This is a genomic window from Cetobacterium sp. (assembly GCF_048470075.1).
Classification (GTDB): domain Bacteria; phylum Fusobacteriota; class Fusobacteriia; order Fusobacteriales; family Fusobacteriaceae; genus Cetobacterium_A.
In genome coordinates this window covers 1-17,971 of the sequence record NZ_DBGBQB010000189.1, presented here as the reverse complement: position 1 = coordinate 17,971, position 17,971 = coordinate 1, and the positions used below count along the sequence as shown (strand labels likewise).

General features: G+C 32.2%; 19 protein-coding genes. 3 read left to right on the top strand and 16 right to left on the bottom strand.

Annotated features, from left to right (window positions below; all coding sequences use genetic code 11):
* Nucleotides 1-11: 11 nt before the first annotated feature.
* The 4 genes from ACMOUI_RS06885 to agaV are packed head-to-tail and all read right to left on the bottom strand — an operon-like array spanning nt 12 to nt 2,546.
* The gene (locus ACMOUI_RS06885) at nt 12-437 is read right to left on the bottom strand and encodes a PTS sugar transporter subunit IIA (RefSeq protein WP_418964988.1); all 426 of its coding nucleotides are present in this window, start codon (nt 435-437) and stop codon (nt 12-14) included.
* A 17-nt stretch (nt 438-454) separates the two neighbouring features.
* Nucleotides 455-1,276: a PTS system mannose/fructose/sorbose family transporter subunit IID gene (locus tag ACMOUI_RS06880; protein ID WP_418964987.1), complete on the bottom strand. Its 822-nt coding sequence runs from the start codon at nt 1,274-1,276 to the stop codon at nt 455-457.
* Nucleotides 1,266-2,051 (bottom strand): PTS N-acetylgalactosamine transporter subunit IIC, encoded by a 786-nt coding sequence (gene agaW / locus ACMOUI_RS06875; protein ID WP_418964986.1) that lies wholly within the window; start codon nt 2,049-2,051, stop codon nt 1,266-1,268. Before agaW ends, ACMOUI_RS06880 begins: the two co-directional genes overlap by 11 nt.
* Nucleotides 2,052-2,063: 12 nt before the next feature.
* Nucleotides 2,064-2,546, bottom strand: a complete 483-nt coding sequence (gene agaV, locus ACMOUI_RS06870) for a PTS N-acetylgalactosamine transporter subunit IIB (protein ID WP_418964985.1) — start codon at nt 2,544-2,546, stop codon at nt 2,064-2,066.
* Between the two features lie 201 nt (nt 2,547-2,747).
* Here agaV and ACMOUI_RS06865 point away from each other — a divergent pair, with 201 nt between their 5' ends.
* Nucleotides 2,748-3,473, top strand: a complete 726-nt coding sequence (locus tag ACMOUI_RS06865) for a GntR family transcriptional regulator (RefSeq protein WP_418964984.1) — start codon at nt 2,748-2,750, stop codon at nt 3,471-3,473.
* A gap of 100 nt (nt 3,474-3,573) precedes the next feature.
* Complete coding sequence (locus ACMOUI_RS06860) at nt 3,574-4,947, top strand: sugar porter family MFS transporter (protein ID WP_418964983.1); 1,374 nt, start codon at nt 3,574-3,576, stop codon at nt 4,945-4,947.
* Between the two features lie 31 nt (nt 4,948-4,978).
* Here ACMOUI_RS06860 and ACMOUI_RS06855 read toward each other — a convergent pair whose 3' ends face one another.
* Entirely contained in the window at nt 4,979-6,064 is a 1,086-nt protein-coding gene (locus tag ACMOUI_RS06855; RefSeq protein ID WP_418964982.1) for a M14 family metallopeptidase, read from the bottom strand.
* A 331-nt stretch (nt 6,065-6,395) separates the two neighbouring features.
* On the opposite strand from ACMOUI_RS06855, the gene ACMOUI_RS06850 reads away from it, so the two are divergent.
* On the top strand, nt 6,396-6,974 hold the full coding sequence (locus tag ACMOUI_RS06850) for a DsbA family oxidoreductase (RefSeq protein WP_418964981.1): 579 nt from the start codon (nt 6,396-6,398) through the stop codon (nt 6,972-6,974).
* Between the two features lie 39 nt (nt 6,975-7,013).
* On the opposite strand, the gene ilvA is transcribed toward ACMOUI_RS06850, so the two are convergent.
* The 11 genes from ilvA to hpt form a co-directional block, all read right to left on the bottom strand.
* Nucleotides 7,014-8,222 carry a threonine ammonia-lyase gene (gene ilvA / locus ACMOUI_RS06845; RefSeq protein ID WP_418964980.1) on the bottom strand — a complete coding sequence of 403 codons (1,209 nt, stop codon included), beginning with the start codon at nt 8,220-8,222 and terminating at the stop codon, nt 7,014-7,016.
* A gap of 81 nt (nt 8,223-8,303) precedes the next feature.
* Complete coding sequence (locus tag ACMOUI_RS06840) at nt 8,304-9,209, bottom strand: DMT family transporter (protein ID WP_418965002.1); 906 nt, start codon at nt 9,207-9,209, stop codon at nt 8,304-8,306.
* 17 nt (nt 9,210-9,226) lie between these two features.
* A complete protein-coding gene (locus ACMOUI_RS06835) occupies nt 9,227-13,507 on the bottom strand; it encodes a PolC-type DNA polymerase III (RefSeq protein WP_418965001.1) in 4,281 nt (1,426 codons plus the stop codon).
* 48 nt (nt 13,508-13,555) lie between these two features.
* Nucleotides 13,556-14,119 carry an RNA methyltransferase gene (locus ACMOUI_RS06830; protein WP_418964979.1) on the bottom strand — a complete coding sequence of 188 codons (564 nt, stop codon included), beginning with the start codon at nt 14,117-14,119 and terminating at the stop codon, nt 13,556-13,558.
* A gap of 11 nt (nt 14,120-14,130) precedes the next feature.
* Nucleotides 14,131-14,649 (bottom strand): gamma carbonic anhydrase family protein, encoded by a 519-nt coding sequence (locus ACMOUI_RS06825; RefSeq protein ID WP_418964978.1) that lies wholly within the window; start codon nt 14,647-14,649, stop codon nt 14,131-14,133.
* Complete coding sequence (gene trmD / locus ACMOUI_RS06820) at nt 14,639-15,364, bottom strand: tRNA (guanosine(37)-N1)-methyltransferase TrmD (protein WP_418964977.1); 726 nt, start codon at nt 15,362-15,364, stop codon at nt 14,639-14,641. The genes ACMOUI_RS06825 and trmD overlap by 11 nt, the downstream gene beginning before the upstream one ends.
* 10 nt (nt 15,365-15,374) lie before the next feature.
* On the bottom strand, nt 15,375-15,890 hold the full coding sequence (gene rimM / locus ACMOUI_RS06815; RefSeq protein WP_418964976.1) for a ribosome maturation factor RimM: 516 nt from the start codon (nt 15,888-15,890) through the stop codon (nt 15,375-15,377).
* 29 nt (nt 15,891-15,919) lie between these two features.
* Nucleotides 15,920-16,159 (bottom strand): KH domain-containing protein, encoded by a 240-nt coding sequence (locus tag ACMOUI_RS06810; protein WP_418964975.1) that lies wholly within the window; start codon nt 16,157-16,159, stop codon nt 15,920-15,922.
* Nucleotides 16,160-16,189: 30 nt separating this feature from the next.
* Nucleotides 16,190-16,429, bottom strand: a complete 240-nt coding sequence (locus tag ACMOUI_RS06805; protein WP_418964974.1) for a DUF4911 domain-containing protein — start codon at nt 16,427-16,429, stop codon at nt 16,190-16,192.
* Nucleotides 16,430-16,510: 81 nt separating this feature from the next.
* Nucleotides 16,511-17,302: a 16S rRNA (adenine(1518)-N(6)/adenine(1519)-N(6))-dimethyltransferase RsmA gene (rsmA, locus tag ACMOUI_RS06800; protein ID WP_418964973.1), complete on the bottom strand. Its 792-nt coding sequence runs from the start codon at nt 17,300-17,302 to the stop codon at nt 16,511-16,513.
* 18 nt (nt 17,303-17,320) lie between these two features.
* Nucleotides 17,321-17,845, bottom strand: a complete 525-nt coding sequence (hpt, locus tag ACMOUI_RS06795; RefSeq protein WP_418964972.1) for a hypoxanthine phosphoribosyltransferase — start codon at nt 17,843-17,845, stop codon at nt 17,321-17,323.
* Nucleotides 17,846-17,971 lie beyond the last annotated feature (126 nt).

The following is a 17,971-nucleotide window of genomic DNA, read 5'->3' as shown; positions in this document are numbered from 1 at the left end:
GACTTTCTTATCTATATTCCATCTAAACTTTCATCACTCATATTAAGCTCTCTTTTTTCAAACTTTATAAGAGAATCTTTTCCATAGTTTATTATCTCATCTACACTATCCTTTAGTCCACTTTCATCTCTATGCTCTATTGCAGCTAAAACTATTGGTATATTAATTCCTCCTAACACATAGGCATCTTTTAAACTCTCTGTCATTGTTACAGCAGTGGAAAATGGTGTCCCTCCCGCTAAATCTGTTAAAAAAAGTATACCTTGAGTGTCATTATTTTCAATACATAGTCTATATTTTTCCTCTAACTCCTTTGTTCCCATACCGTCATTAAAATTTATAAACTCTATATCAGATTGCTTCCCTATTATATATTCCAATGTTTTATCAATGCTGGATGCAAATTCTCCATGACCGCTTACAACTATTTTAAACATCTTTCTCTCCTCATTTTTTATAGTATACCGATTAAGCTTCCTAATATTCCAACTACCAGTGTTATCATAATCAGAGTTATTGGTGTTTTCTTTTTCTTTAATAGATAAAACATAAGTAATGTATACAGTAGTGGTAACATATTTGGCATTATCTTATCAATCACATCTGTCTGTATATTAACAGTTGTACTTCCCATCTCTATAACATATGGTATGCTCAGTCTAACAAATGATGCAATTAATCCTCCAACAACTGTCAGTCCTAAAATTAAAGAACCTTTAGTTACATATTCAGTGTCCCCTTGTAATTTTTCAATAGCTTCCACTCCCATTTTGTATGAGTAATGCATCAAGAAAAATCTTAAAAAAATATGTACACAGTTAAATATCAATAAAAATATGATAGGTCCAGCTATACTTCCCTCTAAAGATAGTGAAACCCCTATACTGGCAGCTATTGGCAGTAGTGTGAACCAAAATAAAGCATCTCCTATTCCCCCTAATGGTCCCATCAGTGCTATTTTAATTCCTCTTATAGCCTCTTGACTCTCTTTATTTTCCTCCATGGCAGTTACAATACCCTGTACAAAAGTCACTAAAAATGGATGTACATTAAAAAACTCCATATGCAACTTCATAGACCTAGAGAGATCCTCTTTATTCTTATGAATTTTTTTTAGAGCTGGAATCATACTATATAACCATCCACAAGCTTGCATTCTTTCATAGTTAAATGAAGCTTGAAGTAAAAAGGATCTCCATACCATATGATTCAAATCTTTTTTTGTTATAACTTTCTCTTGGCTACCATCAACATATCCATTATTATTATATTCCATCGCTATAATCCTCCTCCTCTGTAGATGCTAAGGCCATTCCCTTCATCTTATCCAAACTTTTACTCTTTTGATAATCATATATGGCTATTATAAATCCGATTGCTGCAATAGCTATAACTGGTAGATTCAAATAAGTAGCTAATATAAAACCAAGTACGAAGAAAATTATATACTCTTTTTTAAACATTATATTTAATAATAGTGCGAATCCTATAGCAGGCATCATTCCTCCAGCCACTCCAAATCCCTTTATTAACCATGGAGGTAGTAGTGAAACTATTCCTTGAGCTGCCTCTGCTCCAATTGAAATAGGTAGGAATACCACTGTAAAGTAGAATGCAAATAGAATTGCCATTCCCAGATAGTTGATTCTCTCTATCCCTTTTGTATAACAACTCTCAGCATATTTATCCGCTTTATGCATAACAGGAGAGAAAAAAGTGAATAAAAGTGTTATACAAGCCTGAACTGCTACAGCAAAAGGGATTGCTATTCCAACTGCCACAGTGGGATCTTGTTTTGCCATTATTGCAAAAGCTGATCCAATTATCCCACCTACAACTACATTGGGTGGCTGTGCTCCTCCCACAGGTACAGCTCCCATCCATACTAATTCCAGTGTTGCTCCAGCTATAAGTCCCATTTTCATGTCACCCAAAATAAGTCCTACAATCAGACCACTTACCAATGGTCTATGGATATGTGACAATCCATCAAATAGATCTATTCCTGCTAACCCCGCATAAATAGCTACCAAAAAAGCTTTTAATATCATCTATATCCCCCCCTATTTTATTAGTTCTAATATATTTTCCTTTCCCTCCGTCGGAACTCTTTGAATCTCTAACTCAACACCCATATCTGCTAATTTTTTAAAAGTTTGTATATCATTTTCATCCACACAAACAGCTTTAGATATCTGCTTTTTACCCTCTGCCATATGCATATTACCTATATTTACTCTCTTTATTGGAACTCCACCTTCAACAAGTTTTAATATATCCTGAGGTGTTTCTGCTATTATTGCAATAAGCTGTCTTGGAGCAGCTTTATGAATAATATCTATAGTTTTCTGAATAGAGAAATACCTTGTTTGTGCATCTTTTGGTGCTGCTAAGTTCATTAAACTTTGTCTTGTTGGATTTTGCGCCACATCATCATTTGGAACTAGAAGTAGGTTTGCCCCTGAATGTTGAGCCCACGCTGTTGCCACTTGCCCATGGATCAATCTGTTATCAATTCTCACTAAAACAATATTTGGTTCTCCCATAAAAACACCTCGCCTTATTTTATTGTATGTACCATTTTTATTGGTACGAGTATACCTCATTTTTTTTAGTTGTCAATATTAGATTTTTATATTTTTTTATAATTTACAGTTTAATATTTTATATTAAATTATTTTTACAAGACAAATCCTTATAACTCTGGTATAATTTGAAAAAAATCAAACTTTTAAGGAGGTATCATAATGATTGATAAATCTTCTACTACACCACTATATTTGCAACTTGTGGATATTATATTAGAGCAAATAAAATCTGGTACATACCACGAAGGAGATAAGATTCCCTCTGAAAGAGAGTTATCCGAAACCTTTTCAATTAGTAGAGCCACTGTTAGACAAGCTCTATCAGAGCTTGAAAAACAAAACGATATCTATAAGATTCATGGTAAGGGAAATTTTGTTTCAAATAGTAAAATTGACCAGGAGTTAAATGGTTTTTACTCTTTCAGTGATGAGATGATTAAAATTGGAAAAGTACCTGGAAATAAGATTTTAAATCTTATTTTAAAAGAGGCTGGAAATGTTATTGCTACAAAATTAAATATAAAGCCCACTGATAAAATTTTTGTTCTCAACAGAGTCCGTTTAGCTGATGGAGAGGCTCTAATGTATGAAACCACATATCTTCCACACTGGAGATTTAAAGAGCTTCATGAAAAAGAGATAGAGTTAAATGGTCTATATAACCTTATAAAAACAAAATACAATGTTTCTATATCCTATGCAGAGGAAACATTTTCACCCTGTATTTTAAATGAAAATGACAGCCTCTTTTTAAATGCAATCTCTGGAGACTGTGGTATGATTTTAGAGAGATGTACTTTTGAAAAAAACAATATTATTGAATACACAAAGTCAATTGTAAAAGGAAATAGTTTTAAATATAAAGTACGTTTAAATAATCTTTAAACTTATTTATTTTTAATATTTATTCAAGGATTTATAGCTTTTTACTTGTAAATTATTTTAATTTAAAGTTTAAAGTTATAAAATCTGAGGAGGATATTGGATGAAAAGCAAAAATATATATCTTGTTGCTGCTATTGTTGGAATGGCTGGATTTATATTTGTATATGACTCAGCTAATCTAGGAAGTTCTATAAAATATATTCAACCACACTTTAATCTACTTCCAAATGAAATTGGAATTCTTGTTGCTATATCACTTTTAGGGAATTTTTTTGGTAGCCTTTTGGCCGGTTATTTTACTGATAAAATTGGTCGGAGATTGACGATGCTCTATGGTGTTATTGTGGGAATCATTGGTCTTTTACTCGCATCACTAGCACCCTTTATCACTATTTTTTACATTGGTAGAATCATTTTTGGATTCTCAGTTGGTTTAGTTTTCGTTGCAGCTCCCATGTATATAACAGAGGTAGCTCCAGCTTCAAAAAGAGGACGGGCTGGTTCTGTTAGACAGCTTCTTTTAGCTTTTGGATTGATTTTAGGTTATACTGTGGGATTCTTTTTTAACTATTTTTTCCCTTTAGAGTGGAATATTAGAGTTGGATGGCGTATATTAATTTTTATTGAAATTGCACTGTTGATTATTATGTTTTTCACAATGTTAACTCTTGTTGAAAGTCCTCGTTGGCTTATAATTAAGGGTCGAGTTGATGAGGCTAAAAAAAGTTTAGAAGATTTTATTGAATCAAAAGAGAGAGTTGATCTAGTTTTTTCTGAAATGCTTGCAAATAACTCTCCTGAAATTCAGGGGAAAAAGGTGAAAATTCGTGGTGGACTTATCTACGCTCTGTTTCTTTGCGTTATTTTCCCGATTTTTAGACAGCTTTCTGGGGTTAATGCTATAACTTACTACGCTCAAAAAATATTTGCACTAATTTCCAGTGATACACCAAATTTAGCTTACTTTCAAAGTATTTTTATAGGTGTTTCTGAACTTTTTGGAGCAATTTTTGTTGTAGCTTTTGCTGATAAAATGGGAAGAAAAGTTCTATTGTTGGTTGGGGCTGCAGGAATGTTTTTTTCAGAGGCTATTATCGCCTATTTCCTATATAAATCTCAAGTTGGACTAGATTTATCCTATTTTATATACATATATAATTTTTTCTTTACAATATCTGCAGGAGCTATGCTTACAGTTTATATCTCTGAAGTTCTTCCAACTGTTGTTAGATCTAAGGGGAGTTCTCTAACTGGTATGATAAACTGGATTGCTGATGCCGCTATTATCTACTCCTTTCCTCTACTAAATGCCAATATATATTTAACTGAAAAATTTCATGGCTCAATTTCATTTATTATTTTCTCCATATCTATGCTTGTATTCTTTATAGTGATTTTATTCCTACCTGAAACTAAGAATAAAACCCTTGAAGAGATAGCTGACTATTGGAAAACAAAAGGGGATTGGGAATAGATTAAGGGGCTAATCCAAGCCCCTTTTATTTTTAATTTAACTTTTGATCCTTATCCTCTTTATCATACTCTATAACTCTTCCCAATGAATCTCCTGGTTCGCTATACGGATAATCTTTTACACTTGCTACAACTCCACTATTTGGTGATTTATACTCCTTTATAACCTTTCCAAAAGCATCATATTGGACAAATAATATATCATCTTTTTTCACTTTATCTTTAACTTTAACTTTTGCCTCAACAAAACCACCTTTTTCAGCTCTTATACGACTCCATGAATTCCCATAAAATGTTTCAATATCTGGTTTTACCTCTTTTCCACTCAGATTATCCCAAAATATAAGGTTATTTATAACACCATTGGTAGCTCTCTCAACTATTAAAGCCTCCTGTGTTTCACCTGATCCCAGTTCAAAGGTAATACTTGGAATCCCTAAATCTACAAATGAAGTCTCTATTGTTCCCTTTTCCCCATTATCCATCTTCACTATATCCGCTCCTGTTAACTCTGCCATTTTTTTTATATCAGAATTTCTAAAATCTGCGTATACAAACAGTGGAAACTGACTTCCTTTACCACTTGTATGAAGATCAATTACTCTGTCAGCATTTTTTGATAGCAGATTATTCCAAAGTAATGTGGAGTATTTTTGATCAGATGTAGTTGTTTTTCCTGAATTCATCAGTCTATTTAAATCAACAGTATTTTCAGAGTTTCCTCCAAAAGTATACCCTCTGTGATTATTTAATAGACCAGGGATATTCAATCCATGAATTATTGTTACTGTTCCTTTTATATCTTTTGGATTTAATCTCTCTTTTACTTTATATGTTGTAAGTATAGGATTTAACTCATTTCCATGTATCCCAGAACTGATTAGAAATCTCTTTCCCTCTTTCTCTCCCTTTATAACTGTTACTGGAATATACCATGGATTTCCTAAACTATTCTCCACTCCTTCAAAGAAAAATTCATATGTTTTACCACTCTCTAAATCATTCACATCTAAATTAGTTATTATATCCTTTCCTAGATATTTTTCTCCTGTGTATTCAGTTTTAGCAAATGAAAGTGTTGTTAGTGATAAAAAAGTTAATAATAAAGTTTTTGACATTTTATGTCCTCCCCATTTTTTAATGTCTACCCCAAAAGAAAAAGACATACCTAAATTAGGTATGCCTTAGAGAACTTAATTAAAAACTTAATAAGCGTATTGTTATGGCAGCGTCACAATACTTAATTCACAGGATCACAAGATCATAGCCGTCGGCCTTAGGCTCCCTTTGTGGAAGTGAACTAACCTCTCTTCTATTGTTAGATAGGAGTATACACTAATAAAATATTTTATGCAACTCTTTTTTATTTTTTTAAAGGATTTGTAGCTCTCTTATGTAATAGTATGTTATGATAAGAATATATTTAGCTAAACTTTTAAGGAGGTTTTTATGAAAATATCAATAATTTTAGATTTTGTTTGTCCCTATTGTTTCGTTGGAGAAAAGATTTTAGAAAAAGCTTTAAAGGAAAAAAATTTAAAACCTGAATTTAGATTCCTGCCCTATGAACTTTCTCCAGAACCAAAACCTCAACCTATAGTTAATGAGGCTGGTAGAGAATATTTTGAAAAAAATATAGTCAACTGGGCAAAAGAGGAAAATATTGCTATAAAATTTCCTACTGTCAGTCCTAAACCTAGAACAGCATTAGCTTTTGAAGGAATATATACAGCTGAAAAATATGATAAAGGTATTGAATATGTCAGAGCAGTCCTTGAAGCCTATTGGCTATACAACAAAGATATTGGAAATGTGGAAGTTCTAATCGAAATTGCAGACAACTTACTTATTCCAAAATTTGAATTTGCCGACTCACTTTTATCAGGTAAATTTAGAGAAGCACATAAAAAATTAAATGCAGAAGTTTCTGAGATTGATTTTGACGTTGTTCCCACTTTTTATATCGATGAAAAACAGATTCCAAACTTCCCAAGAACTACTGAGGAGTGGCTAGAAATATTAAAATAATAGAGAAAAGGCTATCTTTAAAAAAAGATAGCCTTTTTTTTAATACATTCTATATCCCATAGATGTTAATTTTTCTCTAATTCTCTCTTGGTGCTCTTTGTCGAAACACTCTAACACGAAGCTTGCCTCTTGAGAAGTGATTCCTAAGTTTGGACTATACATAGTTTGGTTTATACTTAAAATATTTGCATTCATCTCACAGATTGCTGCAACTACCTTTGCCATTTCACCAACTTTATCTGAAAGTTCCACTGAGAAAGCAAATCTTCTTCCCTCAAGCATAAGAGCCTTATTTAAAACTCTTTCCACAAGATTTATATCTATATTTCCACCAGATATCACTGCACAAACTTTTTTATTTTCAGCCTTTATTTTTCCAGCTAAAATTGCTGCAACAGTTGTAGCTCCTGCTCCCTCTGCAACAACTTTACTTTTTTCCATAAGGAAAAGTATCGCTTTTGCTATCTCATCTTCAGTTACAGTTACAATCTCATCCACACACTCTTGAACAACTTTAAATGGTTCACATCCAGCTTTTCTAACTGCTATTCCATCTGCAATTGTTGGTTTTGTAGATATTTCACATATCTCTTTCATAGCTATAGCTTCTGCCATAGACGCTGCATGAGCTGCTTCTATTCCAATTATTTTTGCCTCTGGTCTCAATGATTTTATAGCTTTTGCTATTCCACCAATGATTCCTCCTCCACCGATTGGAACTAGTACCACATCTACATCTGGTATATCCTCTAATATCTCTAATCCTATTGTTCCCTGTCCTGCCATTACAAATTTATCATCAAAAGGGTGTAAAAAAGTGGCACCTGTTTCTTTTTGTATCTCACAAGCTTTTCTGTAGGCATCATCATACACTTCTCCCTCTAAGATTACCTCTGCACCATATGATTTAGTTGCTGCAATCTTTGCTAAAGGAGCTGTTGCTGGCATCACTATTGTTGCCTTTATACCTTGAGCCGCTGCTCCTAACGCTACACCTTGTGCATGGTTTCCAGCTGAAGAAGCTATAACTCCTGCAGCTCTTTCCTCTGGAGAAAGACTAGCGATTTTGTTTAAAGCTCCTCTTAACTTAAATGATCCTGTTTTTTGAAGATTTTCTAATTTAAAAAATACTGAATTTCCAGTCATCTCCTTAAGAGTTGGACACTCTACCACTGGTGTTCTTTTTAATGAATCTTTTATTGTTTCATTAGCCTTTAATATATCCTCTAACGCAAAATTACAATCCACGATTTACCCTCCAAATTTCATTATTATATAACTTTTTACAGCTTTATTATATATTTTTAGAACATTTTTTTCAAGATTTTTTTAATTTTTTTGATTTCTTGTAATCTTGTATATAGTAAATAGTAGAACTCCTGCACTCATAAACTGAATAGATGTCAGTAGTTTTCCATTGAAAATATAATCAAAAACAATCGACGAAACTGGGAAACACAGCTCACACATTGTGGCAATATTTGCCTTTATATATCTCAAACCTATGTAGTATAAAAGCACTGCTCCACTTCCAGTTGTCAATCCTATAATCCCAAAGATCATCCATTGATGTGGAGTTGTTTTTAGAAACCAACCTAAATTTCCATTTGCTATAACAATTAATCCAGTTATAATAGATGTAAATAGATATCTTGTATATAGAGCTGTTCTAAATGTTGAGTGTGCCAGAATTTTCTTTCCAAAAACTGTTGAACTTCCAAAGGAGAAAGCTGCTAAAATAGCATATATACTAGCTAATCCCATATTATCTCCAGCCTCAAAATGAGGTAGAGTAAATTGGAATGTCAATAGATATCCACTCATAATTGCAGCTATAGCCCAAATAACAAAATTCTTCCCAACTCTTTCACCTAATAAAATTCTTGCTAATAATATTGCAAACACAGGTTGTAATTTTTGTAATAAAGTCACCACTGTCAGATGGTTAAAATTAACTAAAAATAGAGCTTTAACTATAGATAATGTTCCTAAAGTTCCTCCAAATAGAGCTATTAAAAAATAAAAAAACAAGTCCTCTCTACTTAAATTTTTTATATTTTTTAACTCTGACCTTCCAAATAGGAAACTCATTCCTATTAAAGGAAGAAGATGCAATACAAAAACTACATATGCCACATTTAATTGATATAGCCTAGGAGTCAATACTATCCCATCAAATCCCCACATTGTTGCGGCTAAACAAACTAATCCTGCACCTAAATATTGTTTTTTAATATTAAACACTTTGCCTCCTAGAAAAATAAAGTTGTTTGATTCGTTTCACTTAAAGATTCTATACAATTAAGTTCTTTTAACTTATCTACTGTTGTTTGAGATGTTTTTGTTCTTCTTTTAAAGTCCTCATAGGATATAAATCTTCCTAACTCTCTCTCTCTAACTATATTTTCCATTACTGATGTCCCAAGTCCATTCAATCCCATTAGAGGTACTCTTATTTTTCCATCCTCTATTGTAAATCTATAACCATGAGATTTATATACATCTAAGTTTAAAAATTCAAAGCCTCTAGCGTGCATTTCAACTATTATTTCACACACAGCTAACTGAGCTTTTTTCTTAACATCTAACTTTGGCTCTTTATTTAATTCCTGAATTTTTTCTTTTACTTTATTCAAATCATTCATCAGTTCAAAATCAAAATCTTCAACTTTTCTACTTAAATATGCTGCATAGAAAGCTAGAGGATAGTGAACTTTAAAATATGCTATTCTCATAGCCATCATAACATAAGCTACTGCATGTCCCTTAGGGAACATATACTTTATTCTTCTACATGATTCTATATACCACTCTGGAACTCCATGGCTCTTCATTAAGTCTGAGTACTCTTTCCATTGTGCCACATTTTTACTAGGCTGTCCTTTTCTTACAAACTCCATTATTTTAAATGCCACACCTTTTTCAATCCCTTGATCTATTAAGAAGTTCATGATGTCATCTCTAACTGATATAACTTGTGAAAGTGTCGCCTTTCCCTCTCTAACAAACTCTTGAGCATTGTTCAGCCACACATCTGTTCCATGAGAAAGTCCAGAAATTCTAACTAATTCTGCAAATGTTGTAGGTTTCGTATCAACAAGCATCTGTCTAACAAATCCTGTTCCAAACTCTGGAACTCCATAAGTTCCAACAACTGATCCTATCTGCTCCTGAGTTACTCCAAGAGACTCTGTTCCTGAAAATATTTTTAGAGTTTCTATATCTCCAAGAGGTATATCATATACATCTACTCCCGTATATTCCTGTAACATTTTTATGGTTGTCGGGTCATCATGCCCCAGTATATCTAGCTTTACTAATTGCTCATCCATAACGTGATAATCATAATGAGTTGTTGTAGAGTCACTATTTTGATCATTGGCTGGTCTTTGAACTGGACAGAACTCATATATTGAATTTCCTTGAGGTACTACTATCATTCCACCTGGATGTTGTCCAGTTGTTTTTTTAGCCCCTTCACACTTTTGAGCCATTCTCATAACTTCAGCCCTTCCTGAAATTATACTATGGTCTTCAAAAAACTTTCTAACATATCCTTCAGCATTTTTTTCTGCTAAAGTCGATATTGTTCCAGCTTTAAATACATTTGTTTTTCCAAAGAGATCCTCACAGTATCTATGAATCTCTGATTGATACTCCCCTGAGAAGTTAAGATCTATATCTGGAACCTTATCTCCATTGAATCCCATAAATACTTCAAATGGAATTGAATGTCCATCTTTTTTCATTAGCTTTCCACATTTAGGGCAATTTTTATCAGGTAAATCCACTCCTGCTCCCTCTCTCTCTATAAACTCTGAGTGTTTACAATTTGGGTCAGTACACAGATAGTGTGGATAAAGGGCATTAACTTCAGTTATTCCCATCATATAAGCAACTATAGATGAGCCTACAGATCCTCTAGAACCAACTAAGTAACCATTATCTAAGGATTTTTTTACTAATTTTTGAGCAGAAAGATATAGAACAGAGAATCCATTTCCTATGATGGCTTTTAACTCTCTCTCTATTCTTGCCTCTACATTTTCAGGTAAAGGATTCCCATATAGTTCATATGCCTTTTCATATGTCATCTCTCTTACAATATTTTCAGCATTATCTATCTTTGGTGGATAGAATCCACTAGGGATAGGCTGAACCTTTTCAATCATATCATTCAATTGATTTGTTGCTTTTATAACAATCTCTCTTGCTATATCTTCACCTAGATAATCAAACTCATTAACCAGTTCATTCGTAGTTCTAAAGTAAAAACCATTGTCCACTCTATATTGATTCTCTCTAAATACACTTCCACTTCCATAAAGCAGTATCGATCTAATCTTATGGTCCTCTTTCTCTAAATAGTGAACATTTGATGAGGCTGTTATTAACTTCCCTCTCTCTTTTCCTAAGTCATAAAGATACTTATTCATTTTTTCAACATCTTTAAAAGAAGCTATAGCTCCAGTTTCATCAGTGTCTAAAAACTCTGAAAAGGCCACTCTCGGTTGAAGTTCAATATAGTCATAGAAGTCAACTAATCTCTCAACTTTTGGTAGATCATTTCTAAAATATGCTTCTGACAGCTCTCCACTATTTGAGAAATGGATAGATGTAGGAGCTCCTAAAATCAATCCCTCTCTATTTTCATTTAAAACACTTCTTAAAATTCTTGGTTTTTTACTTCCAAAATAATCTATATGGGCTTGTGAAACTAATTTATATAGATTTTTTAATCCCACTAAATCCTTCACTAAAACCATCACATTTCTTATATCTTGTTTTTGATAATTTAAAGGAAAAGCTCCTGTCATATCCAGTTGATTTGTAATTCCAATCTCTAAATATCTTTCTAAAAATATAGCAAACATAGCTGCTGTTGCTTGAGAGTCATCAACTGCTCTATGGTGATTTTCCAGTGCTACTTTTAAAAACTTTGTCATTGGTTTTAATCCATATCCTTTTTGATCTGGATACAGGTCTCTAGCCATTTGTAAAGTATCTATTACTGCTGGATTATAATCTATATTCATATATTTCTTTACATCTCTTTTTAAAAATCCCATATCAAATGGAGCATTGTGAGCTACCAAAGTGGCATCTCCTAAAAATTCCATAAACTCTGGCAATACCTCATCTATTTTAGGCATATTTTCCACTAGGGCATCATTGATTCCTGTGATTTCCTGTATTTTTTTAGGAATCTTTTTACCTGGATTTATAAGTTGAGAGTATCTATCTACAATTCTTCTACCTTGAAGTTTTACAGCTCCTATCTCAATAATCTCATTTTTATGGGAGTTAAGTCCAAGTGTTTCCAAGTCAAATACCACATATGTCTCTTCATCAATTAAAACATCTTTTGCATTGTGAACCATTGGTTGTATATCATCCACCATATACATCTCACAACCAAATATTATCTTTATATCCTTACCCTTTGCTGCCTTATAGGCGAAAGGAAAGGCATGTACCACACCATAGTCTGTGATTGCAACAGCTTTATGTCCATACTCTAAAGCTCTTCCAACTATCCCTTTTACATCCTCTACTCCACACATCTCACTCATTTTTGTATGTGTATGTAACTCTATCATCTTCTCTTCTGATGTATCCATTTTTTTTACTTTTTCTTTATCCAGCTTATTTAAGATATTTACTAGAATAATCTCTTCATTATTTTCAAAACTATCAATCTGTTTTTTACCACTGATCTTTATAAAATCTCCAACTTTTACGTCAAAATCCTCTGGACTATTTAAGAATATCTTAGCAGTTATTGAATCCTCTCCATCTGTTATTCTTAAAACTTGAAGAATCTTTCCTGTTCTTAACTCTCTTCCTTCAGTAGCAAAAAGTTCTCCCTCCACTACAGCTATCTCATTCTCTATTAACTCTTTAAATTCAGAGATTGGCATACTTGGACTTTTAATATCTTTTTTCTTACTAAATCCTCCTCTACCTGTAGGAACTGCAGATTTTATCTCAACTGGAGGTGCAACTGGTTTTGGTGCACTTTCTCTCTCTGATATTTTAGAGTTCAAAGTTATTATCTTATTTTCTATCTCAGTTTCTATTGACTTTATCTCACTATTAAAATCTCCAGATACAAAATTAACTTTAAATCCTTTAATTCCATAGTTTTCCAATAGTGTTTGTATTCTAATATCTAAATTTGAACTATATAAAGTTTCTACAGCCATCTCATTTTTTAATTCAATATCAATAACCTCATCTTTTATTGACACTCTATATAGATATAGGAAAGATTTTGAGATGGCATTTGTTCTTTTTAATTTCTCTATAACTCTCTCAACTATCTCTAAAAATTGATCTTTACTAATCTCCTTAGCTTCATACTCAACTTTAAAATCAATATCTAACTCATTTCCAAACTTCTTTTTTAAATTTTCATAAGCCTTATCCAATCCTTTTAAATCCTTTGGAGTAGAAACAACACATATTAAATCCATCTTTTTGTTTCTTTCACTGAAAACAATCTCTGTTATCTCAATGTTATCTATACCCATCTCTTTAAAAATATTTCTTTGAGGTCTTATTCTAATTTCTCTTTTCAATTAATTTTCTCCTAATAATCTATCTAAAATGATTGAAACTGCCGATCTAACAGATAGGTGATTATAGTCTGAATTTCCTCTAATAGGTTCTAATATATAGTCTGACATATCCATTACCTCATCTATTAATCCCCAACCAGTTCCGAATAATATCAGATATGGTTGATCGTCATTCATCATTTTTTCAGATAAATCTTTATATCCTATTGAGTTTGGAAATATCTTTGCTGATGTTGTTATTATTAGAGGTCTTTTTCCCTCTCTCTCTTCAATTTCAGCCATACTTTTTTCTATTGATTCATAAACTCTTGTTCTTCCAAAAGCTTCCTCTCTATCTCTGTTATATCCTGCACCAAATCCATCTTGCCAGTATCCGATTATTCTTTCAGTTAACTTCTTTTGTGCGTCTACTGAAACTATTATATGATACTGATTTACATCATATGTTCTACAAGTTCTTGAAATATCGTGTATATCAAAATTTGTTACTGATGTACAAACTACATCTCCTCTTTTATTGTATACTGGTGAGTGAACTAGTCCTAAATATATCGCTTTTCTCATCTTATTCTTACCTACCCTATTCTCTCTAGTTTTTTATATTTTTCTATCTTATCCAAATAAACTTGATTTGCATATTTCAAGTAATCTATGTTTTTATCAGAAAGTTTTTTTACCACTTTTGCTGGAGACCCAATTATTAAATCTCCCTCTTGAGCCTCTAATTTTTCAGTTACTAAACTACCTGCACCTACAATACAATTTTTAGGAATTTTAGTTCCATTTAATAGAATTGACCCCATACCAACTATTACATTATCACCTATTTCACATCCATGTATAACACAGTTATGACCTATTGTAACATTCTCTCCTATGATAACTGGATATGGTGTATCTCCATGCACTGTTGTATTATCCTGTATGTTTGAGTTATCTCCCACTGTGATTTTACTCATATCAGCTCTTAAAATGGCTGAAAACCATATACTTACATTTTTTCCAGTTTCTACATCTCCAATTATAGATGCAGTATCTATTATCAAGTTATTTTCGCCAATTTTTGGAACTAATTCTCCTAGTCTATATATCATTCTCTTGCTCCTCTTTTATCTCTTTTAAAAGTTTTTTCTCCAATTTAGAAAATTCCCGTCCTTTTAAAAGTTCTGGTCTTCTTTTTAAAGTTCTTTTTAAACTCTGTTTCAATCTCCATTCATCTATATTTTTATGATGCCCTGACATTAAAACTTCTGGAACTTTTAACCCTTGAAATTCAGCAGGTCTTGTATAGTGAGGATAATCCAATAATCCATTATAGAAAGAGTCATTCTCATAGGATTCTTTTTTTATAACACCTGGAACCAATCTAATTATTGCATCAGATATAACCATTGCTGGTAGCTCTCCTCCTGTTAAAACAAAGTCTCCCAAAGATATTTCTAAATCAACTTTACTTTCAATTACTCTTTCATCAACACCCTCATAGTGACCAGCTATAATTGTTATCTCCTCTTCAGTGGCCAACTTACAAGCCAAAGCTTGATTTAATCTAACTCCTTGGGGTGATGTATAGATAATTTTTCCTTTACTCTCCTCCAAGGCTTTTAATATGGGCTCTGGCTTCATTACCATTCCAGCTCCTCCACCAAAAGGGATATCGTCACACTGCTTATGTCTTCCTTCAGCAAAGTCTCTTATATTAACTATATTTATCTCAACCTGCTCTCTTTCCACAGCTCTTTTTATAATACTATGCTCTTTAAAAGAGTTAAAAAACTCTGGAAATAGTGTTAATATATTAATTTTCACAATATTCTCCTCAGTCTTTCTTTTTTTCTCTCATTCCATCAATCAATGAAACAACCATCTGATTTTTTTCAAAATCTATTTTTTTAACAAAAACATCCACATCAGGAATCATTGTTTCATACTCTTCATCCTCTATTACATAGATATCGTGAGCTGCTGTTTCGTATATATCCACAACCTCTCCTATGCTCTCTCCATCCTCTGTTAGAACTTTCATCCCTATAACATCATTTGCTAAAAACTCATCCTCTTCTATTCCTAAAAGATCTCTTCTTACTTTTATAACTCCATTTTGAATTGAACTAGCATCTGTTTTATTAGTAAACTCTTCAAACTCAACTATCCATTTTTTATCTATCATACTTGACACTTTTTTAACAGTTAAAATCTTTATCTCTCCAGATGCCAACTCAACCATGACTTTATTTCCATTTAAAATTTCCAGATCACCTATATTTGAAGTAACTTTAATTGCTCCCTTTAAGTGGTGTGTTCCAGAAACTCTTCCAACTGATAACAACTCCATTTATTTTCTCCTTTAAATATATATTTAAATTAATCTACAAATTCAACATTAACATTTAGTCTATCTTTAACTCCAGCTGCTTGCATTACTCCTCTTATCGCATTTGCTGTCAATCCATTTTTCCCAATAACTCTTCCCATCTCACCTTGAGCAACACTCACTTTAAAAGTTACTGTATCATCTATTAAATCATATGCTATTCTTATTCCCTCTTTTGTTTCTACTAATTCCCCTATAATATAATTAATTAATAACTCTAATTTTTCCATGAATATCTCCTCCTAATTTTTAATTGAATTTTATAACTCTCCAGACCAAGGTCCTTCCCAAACAATCTCCGCTTTTACCCATTTTCTATTCAAATCCTCTACAATCATTCTAACATCCTCTTTAAAATCCGTTGTTGAAACAATTGTCAAATCTCCTGCATCAGCATTTTTAGTCCTTACAATACCAACACCCTCATATGCTTCCATTATCTTATTAATAAAATCTATGTCCTCACGCTTAGTTTTTATTTTAAATTCATAACTATCCATTTTTACTCCTTTTTAAGCTAAAAGGAGGCTTTCAAAAATTAGGAACTCCCTCTTTTATCCACGCCTCACTTATTAAAAGTTTTATTCTTCTTCAAATATCTCAGCTAACTCTATAAACTGTTCAATTGTTAAGTTCTCTGCTCTCTCTGTTTCCGATATCTCTAATTTAGCTAACTTCTCTCTTATAAAATCCTTAGAATAACCCAATGTTGTCAGATTATTTATAATATTTTTTCTTTTATTTGAAAAAGCAGCTTTCACATATTTAAAAAACAGATTTTCCGATATTTTATTCTCATACCTTCTATCTTCATAGAACTTTATTGACATAAATGCTGAATCTACCTTTGGTGGTGGCGTAAAAAATGCTTTTGGTATAGTGAACAGATACTCTGCTTCCCCATAGTATTCCACAGCCAGTGTTAACACACTTCTTTCTTTACCTGATTTAGAACAAACTCTCTCAGCCACTTCTTTTTGCACCATTATAAACATCTCACTAATTATATCTCTATTTTCAATAATTTTATTTATAATTGGTGATGTTATGTAATAAGGAATATTGGCAACTACTCTACCTTTTTCCAATACACTTTTTAAATCCACAGTTAAAACATCTTGCATTATTAAATTAAATTTAGGATTTGATGAATATTTTTTAGTAAGAATCTTTTCCAAATCTGTATCTATTTCAATACAAGTAACTTGCTTGGCTCTTTCCAATAATAACGCAGTTAATGCTCCCTCACCTGGTCCAATCTCAATTATATGCTCATCTTCTTTAACATTTGAAACTTCCATAATTTTATTCAAAACATCATTTTGATCTGTTAAGAAGTTTTGTCCAAATTTTTTCTTATGTTTAAAGGACATTTTCCCTCCTTTTATCTCTTACTTTCTAACTACTTTTCCAATATAAGGAAGGTTTCTATATAGCTCATCATAATCTAAACCATATCCAACCACAAATTCGTCTGGTATTTCAAATCCTATGTACTCTCCAACCATCTCCACTTTTCTTCTACTTGGCTTATCTAATAAAGAGCATACCTTTAAAGATTTTGGTTGTTTTGACATTAAGAACTTCTTTACTGACTCCAATGTTAAACCTGTATCAATTATATCTTCAATAATTAATACATCTTTTCCTGTTAAATCTTCATCAACATCTTTTAAAATCTTTACTACACCTGTACTGTCAGTTCCACCATGGTAACTAGAGACTTTCATGAAATCCATAGCTAAATCCAATTCGACATTTTTTAATAAATCTGCCATGAACATGATTGATCCCTTTAATAGACCTACGCAAATAAGGTTTTTTCCTGCATAATCCTTTTCAATCTCTTTAGCAACCTCTTTTATTCTAGCTTGTAGCTCTCCCTCAGAAATCATTTTCTCTATTGTGTAATCCATTTTACCCTCCTAAATTTCAAATAATAGTTTACAAAATATTCTATCATTTAAGCTACTATTTATCAAGTAATTATTGATATTTTAGTGCCACTATGATATTATTTTATAGGTATTTAGAGTATTTTA

Bases quoted from the DNA above. Each gene is read 5' to 3' on its own strand.
- rsmA (WP_418964973.1), bottom strand. From the start codon at position 17,302: ATGTCCTTTAAACATAAGAAAAAATTTGGACAAAACTTCTTAACAGAT.
- ACMOUI_RS06885 (WP_418964988.1), bottom strand. From the start codon at position 437: ATGTTTAAAATAGTTGTAAGCGGTCATGGAGAATTTGCATCCAGCATT.
- ACMOUI_RS06805 (WP_418964974.1), bottom strand. From the start codon at position 16,429: ATGGATAGTTATGAATTTAAAATAAAAACTAAGCGTGAGGACATAGAT.
- ACMOUI_RS06850 (WP_418964981.1), top strand. From the start codon at position 6,396: ATGAAAATATCAATAATTTTAGATTTTGTTTGTCCCTATTGTTTCGTT.
- agaV (WP_418964985.1), bottom strand. From the start codon at position 2,546: ATGGGAGAACCAAATATTGTTTTAGTGAGAATTGATAACAGATTGATC.
- ACMOUI_RS06830 (WP_418964979.1), bottom strand. From the start codon at position 14,119: ATGAGAAAAGCGATATATTTAGGACTAGTTCACTCACCAGTATACAAT.
- ACMOUI_RS06880 (WP_418964987.1), bottom strand. From the start codon at position 1,276: ATGGAATATAATAATAATGGATATGTTGATGGTAGCCAAGAGAAAGTT.
- ACMOUI_RS06835 (WP_418965001.1), bottom strand. From the start codon at position 13,507: ATGGGTATAGATAACATTGAGATAACAGAGATTGTTTTCAGTGAAAGA.
- ACMOUI_RS06810 (WP_418964975.1), bottom strand. From the start codon at position 16,159: ATGGAAAAATTAGAGTTATTAATTAATTATATTATAGGGGAATTAGTA.
- hpt (WP_418964972.1), bottom strand. From the start codon at position 17,845: ATGGATTACACAATAGAGAAAATGATTTCTGAGGGAGAGCTACAAGCT.
- ACMOUI_RS06825 (WP_418964978.1), bottom strand. From the start codon at position 14,649: ATGATATATAGACTAGGAGAATTAGTTCCAAAAATTGGCGAAAATAAC.
- ACMOUI_RS06860 (WP_418964983.1), top strand. From the start codon at position 3,574: ATGAAAAGCAAAAATATATATCTTGTTGCTGCTATTGTTGGAATGGCT.
- agaW (WP_418964986.1), bottom strand. From the start codon at position 2,051: ATGATATTAAAAGCTTTTTTGGTAGCTATTTATGCGGGGTTAGCAGGA.
- ACMOUI_RS06865 (WP_418964984.1), top strand. From the start codon at position 2,748: ATGATTGATAAATCTTCTACTACACCACTATATTTGCAACTTGTGGAT.
- ACMOUI_RS06855 (WP_418964982.1), bottom strand. From the start codon at position 6,064: ATGTCAAAAACTTTATTATTAACTTTTTTATCACTAACAACACTTTCA.
- rimM (WP_418964976.1), bottom strand. From the start codon at position 15,890: ATGGAGTTGTTATCAGTTGGAAGAGTTTCTGGAACACACCACTTAAAG.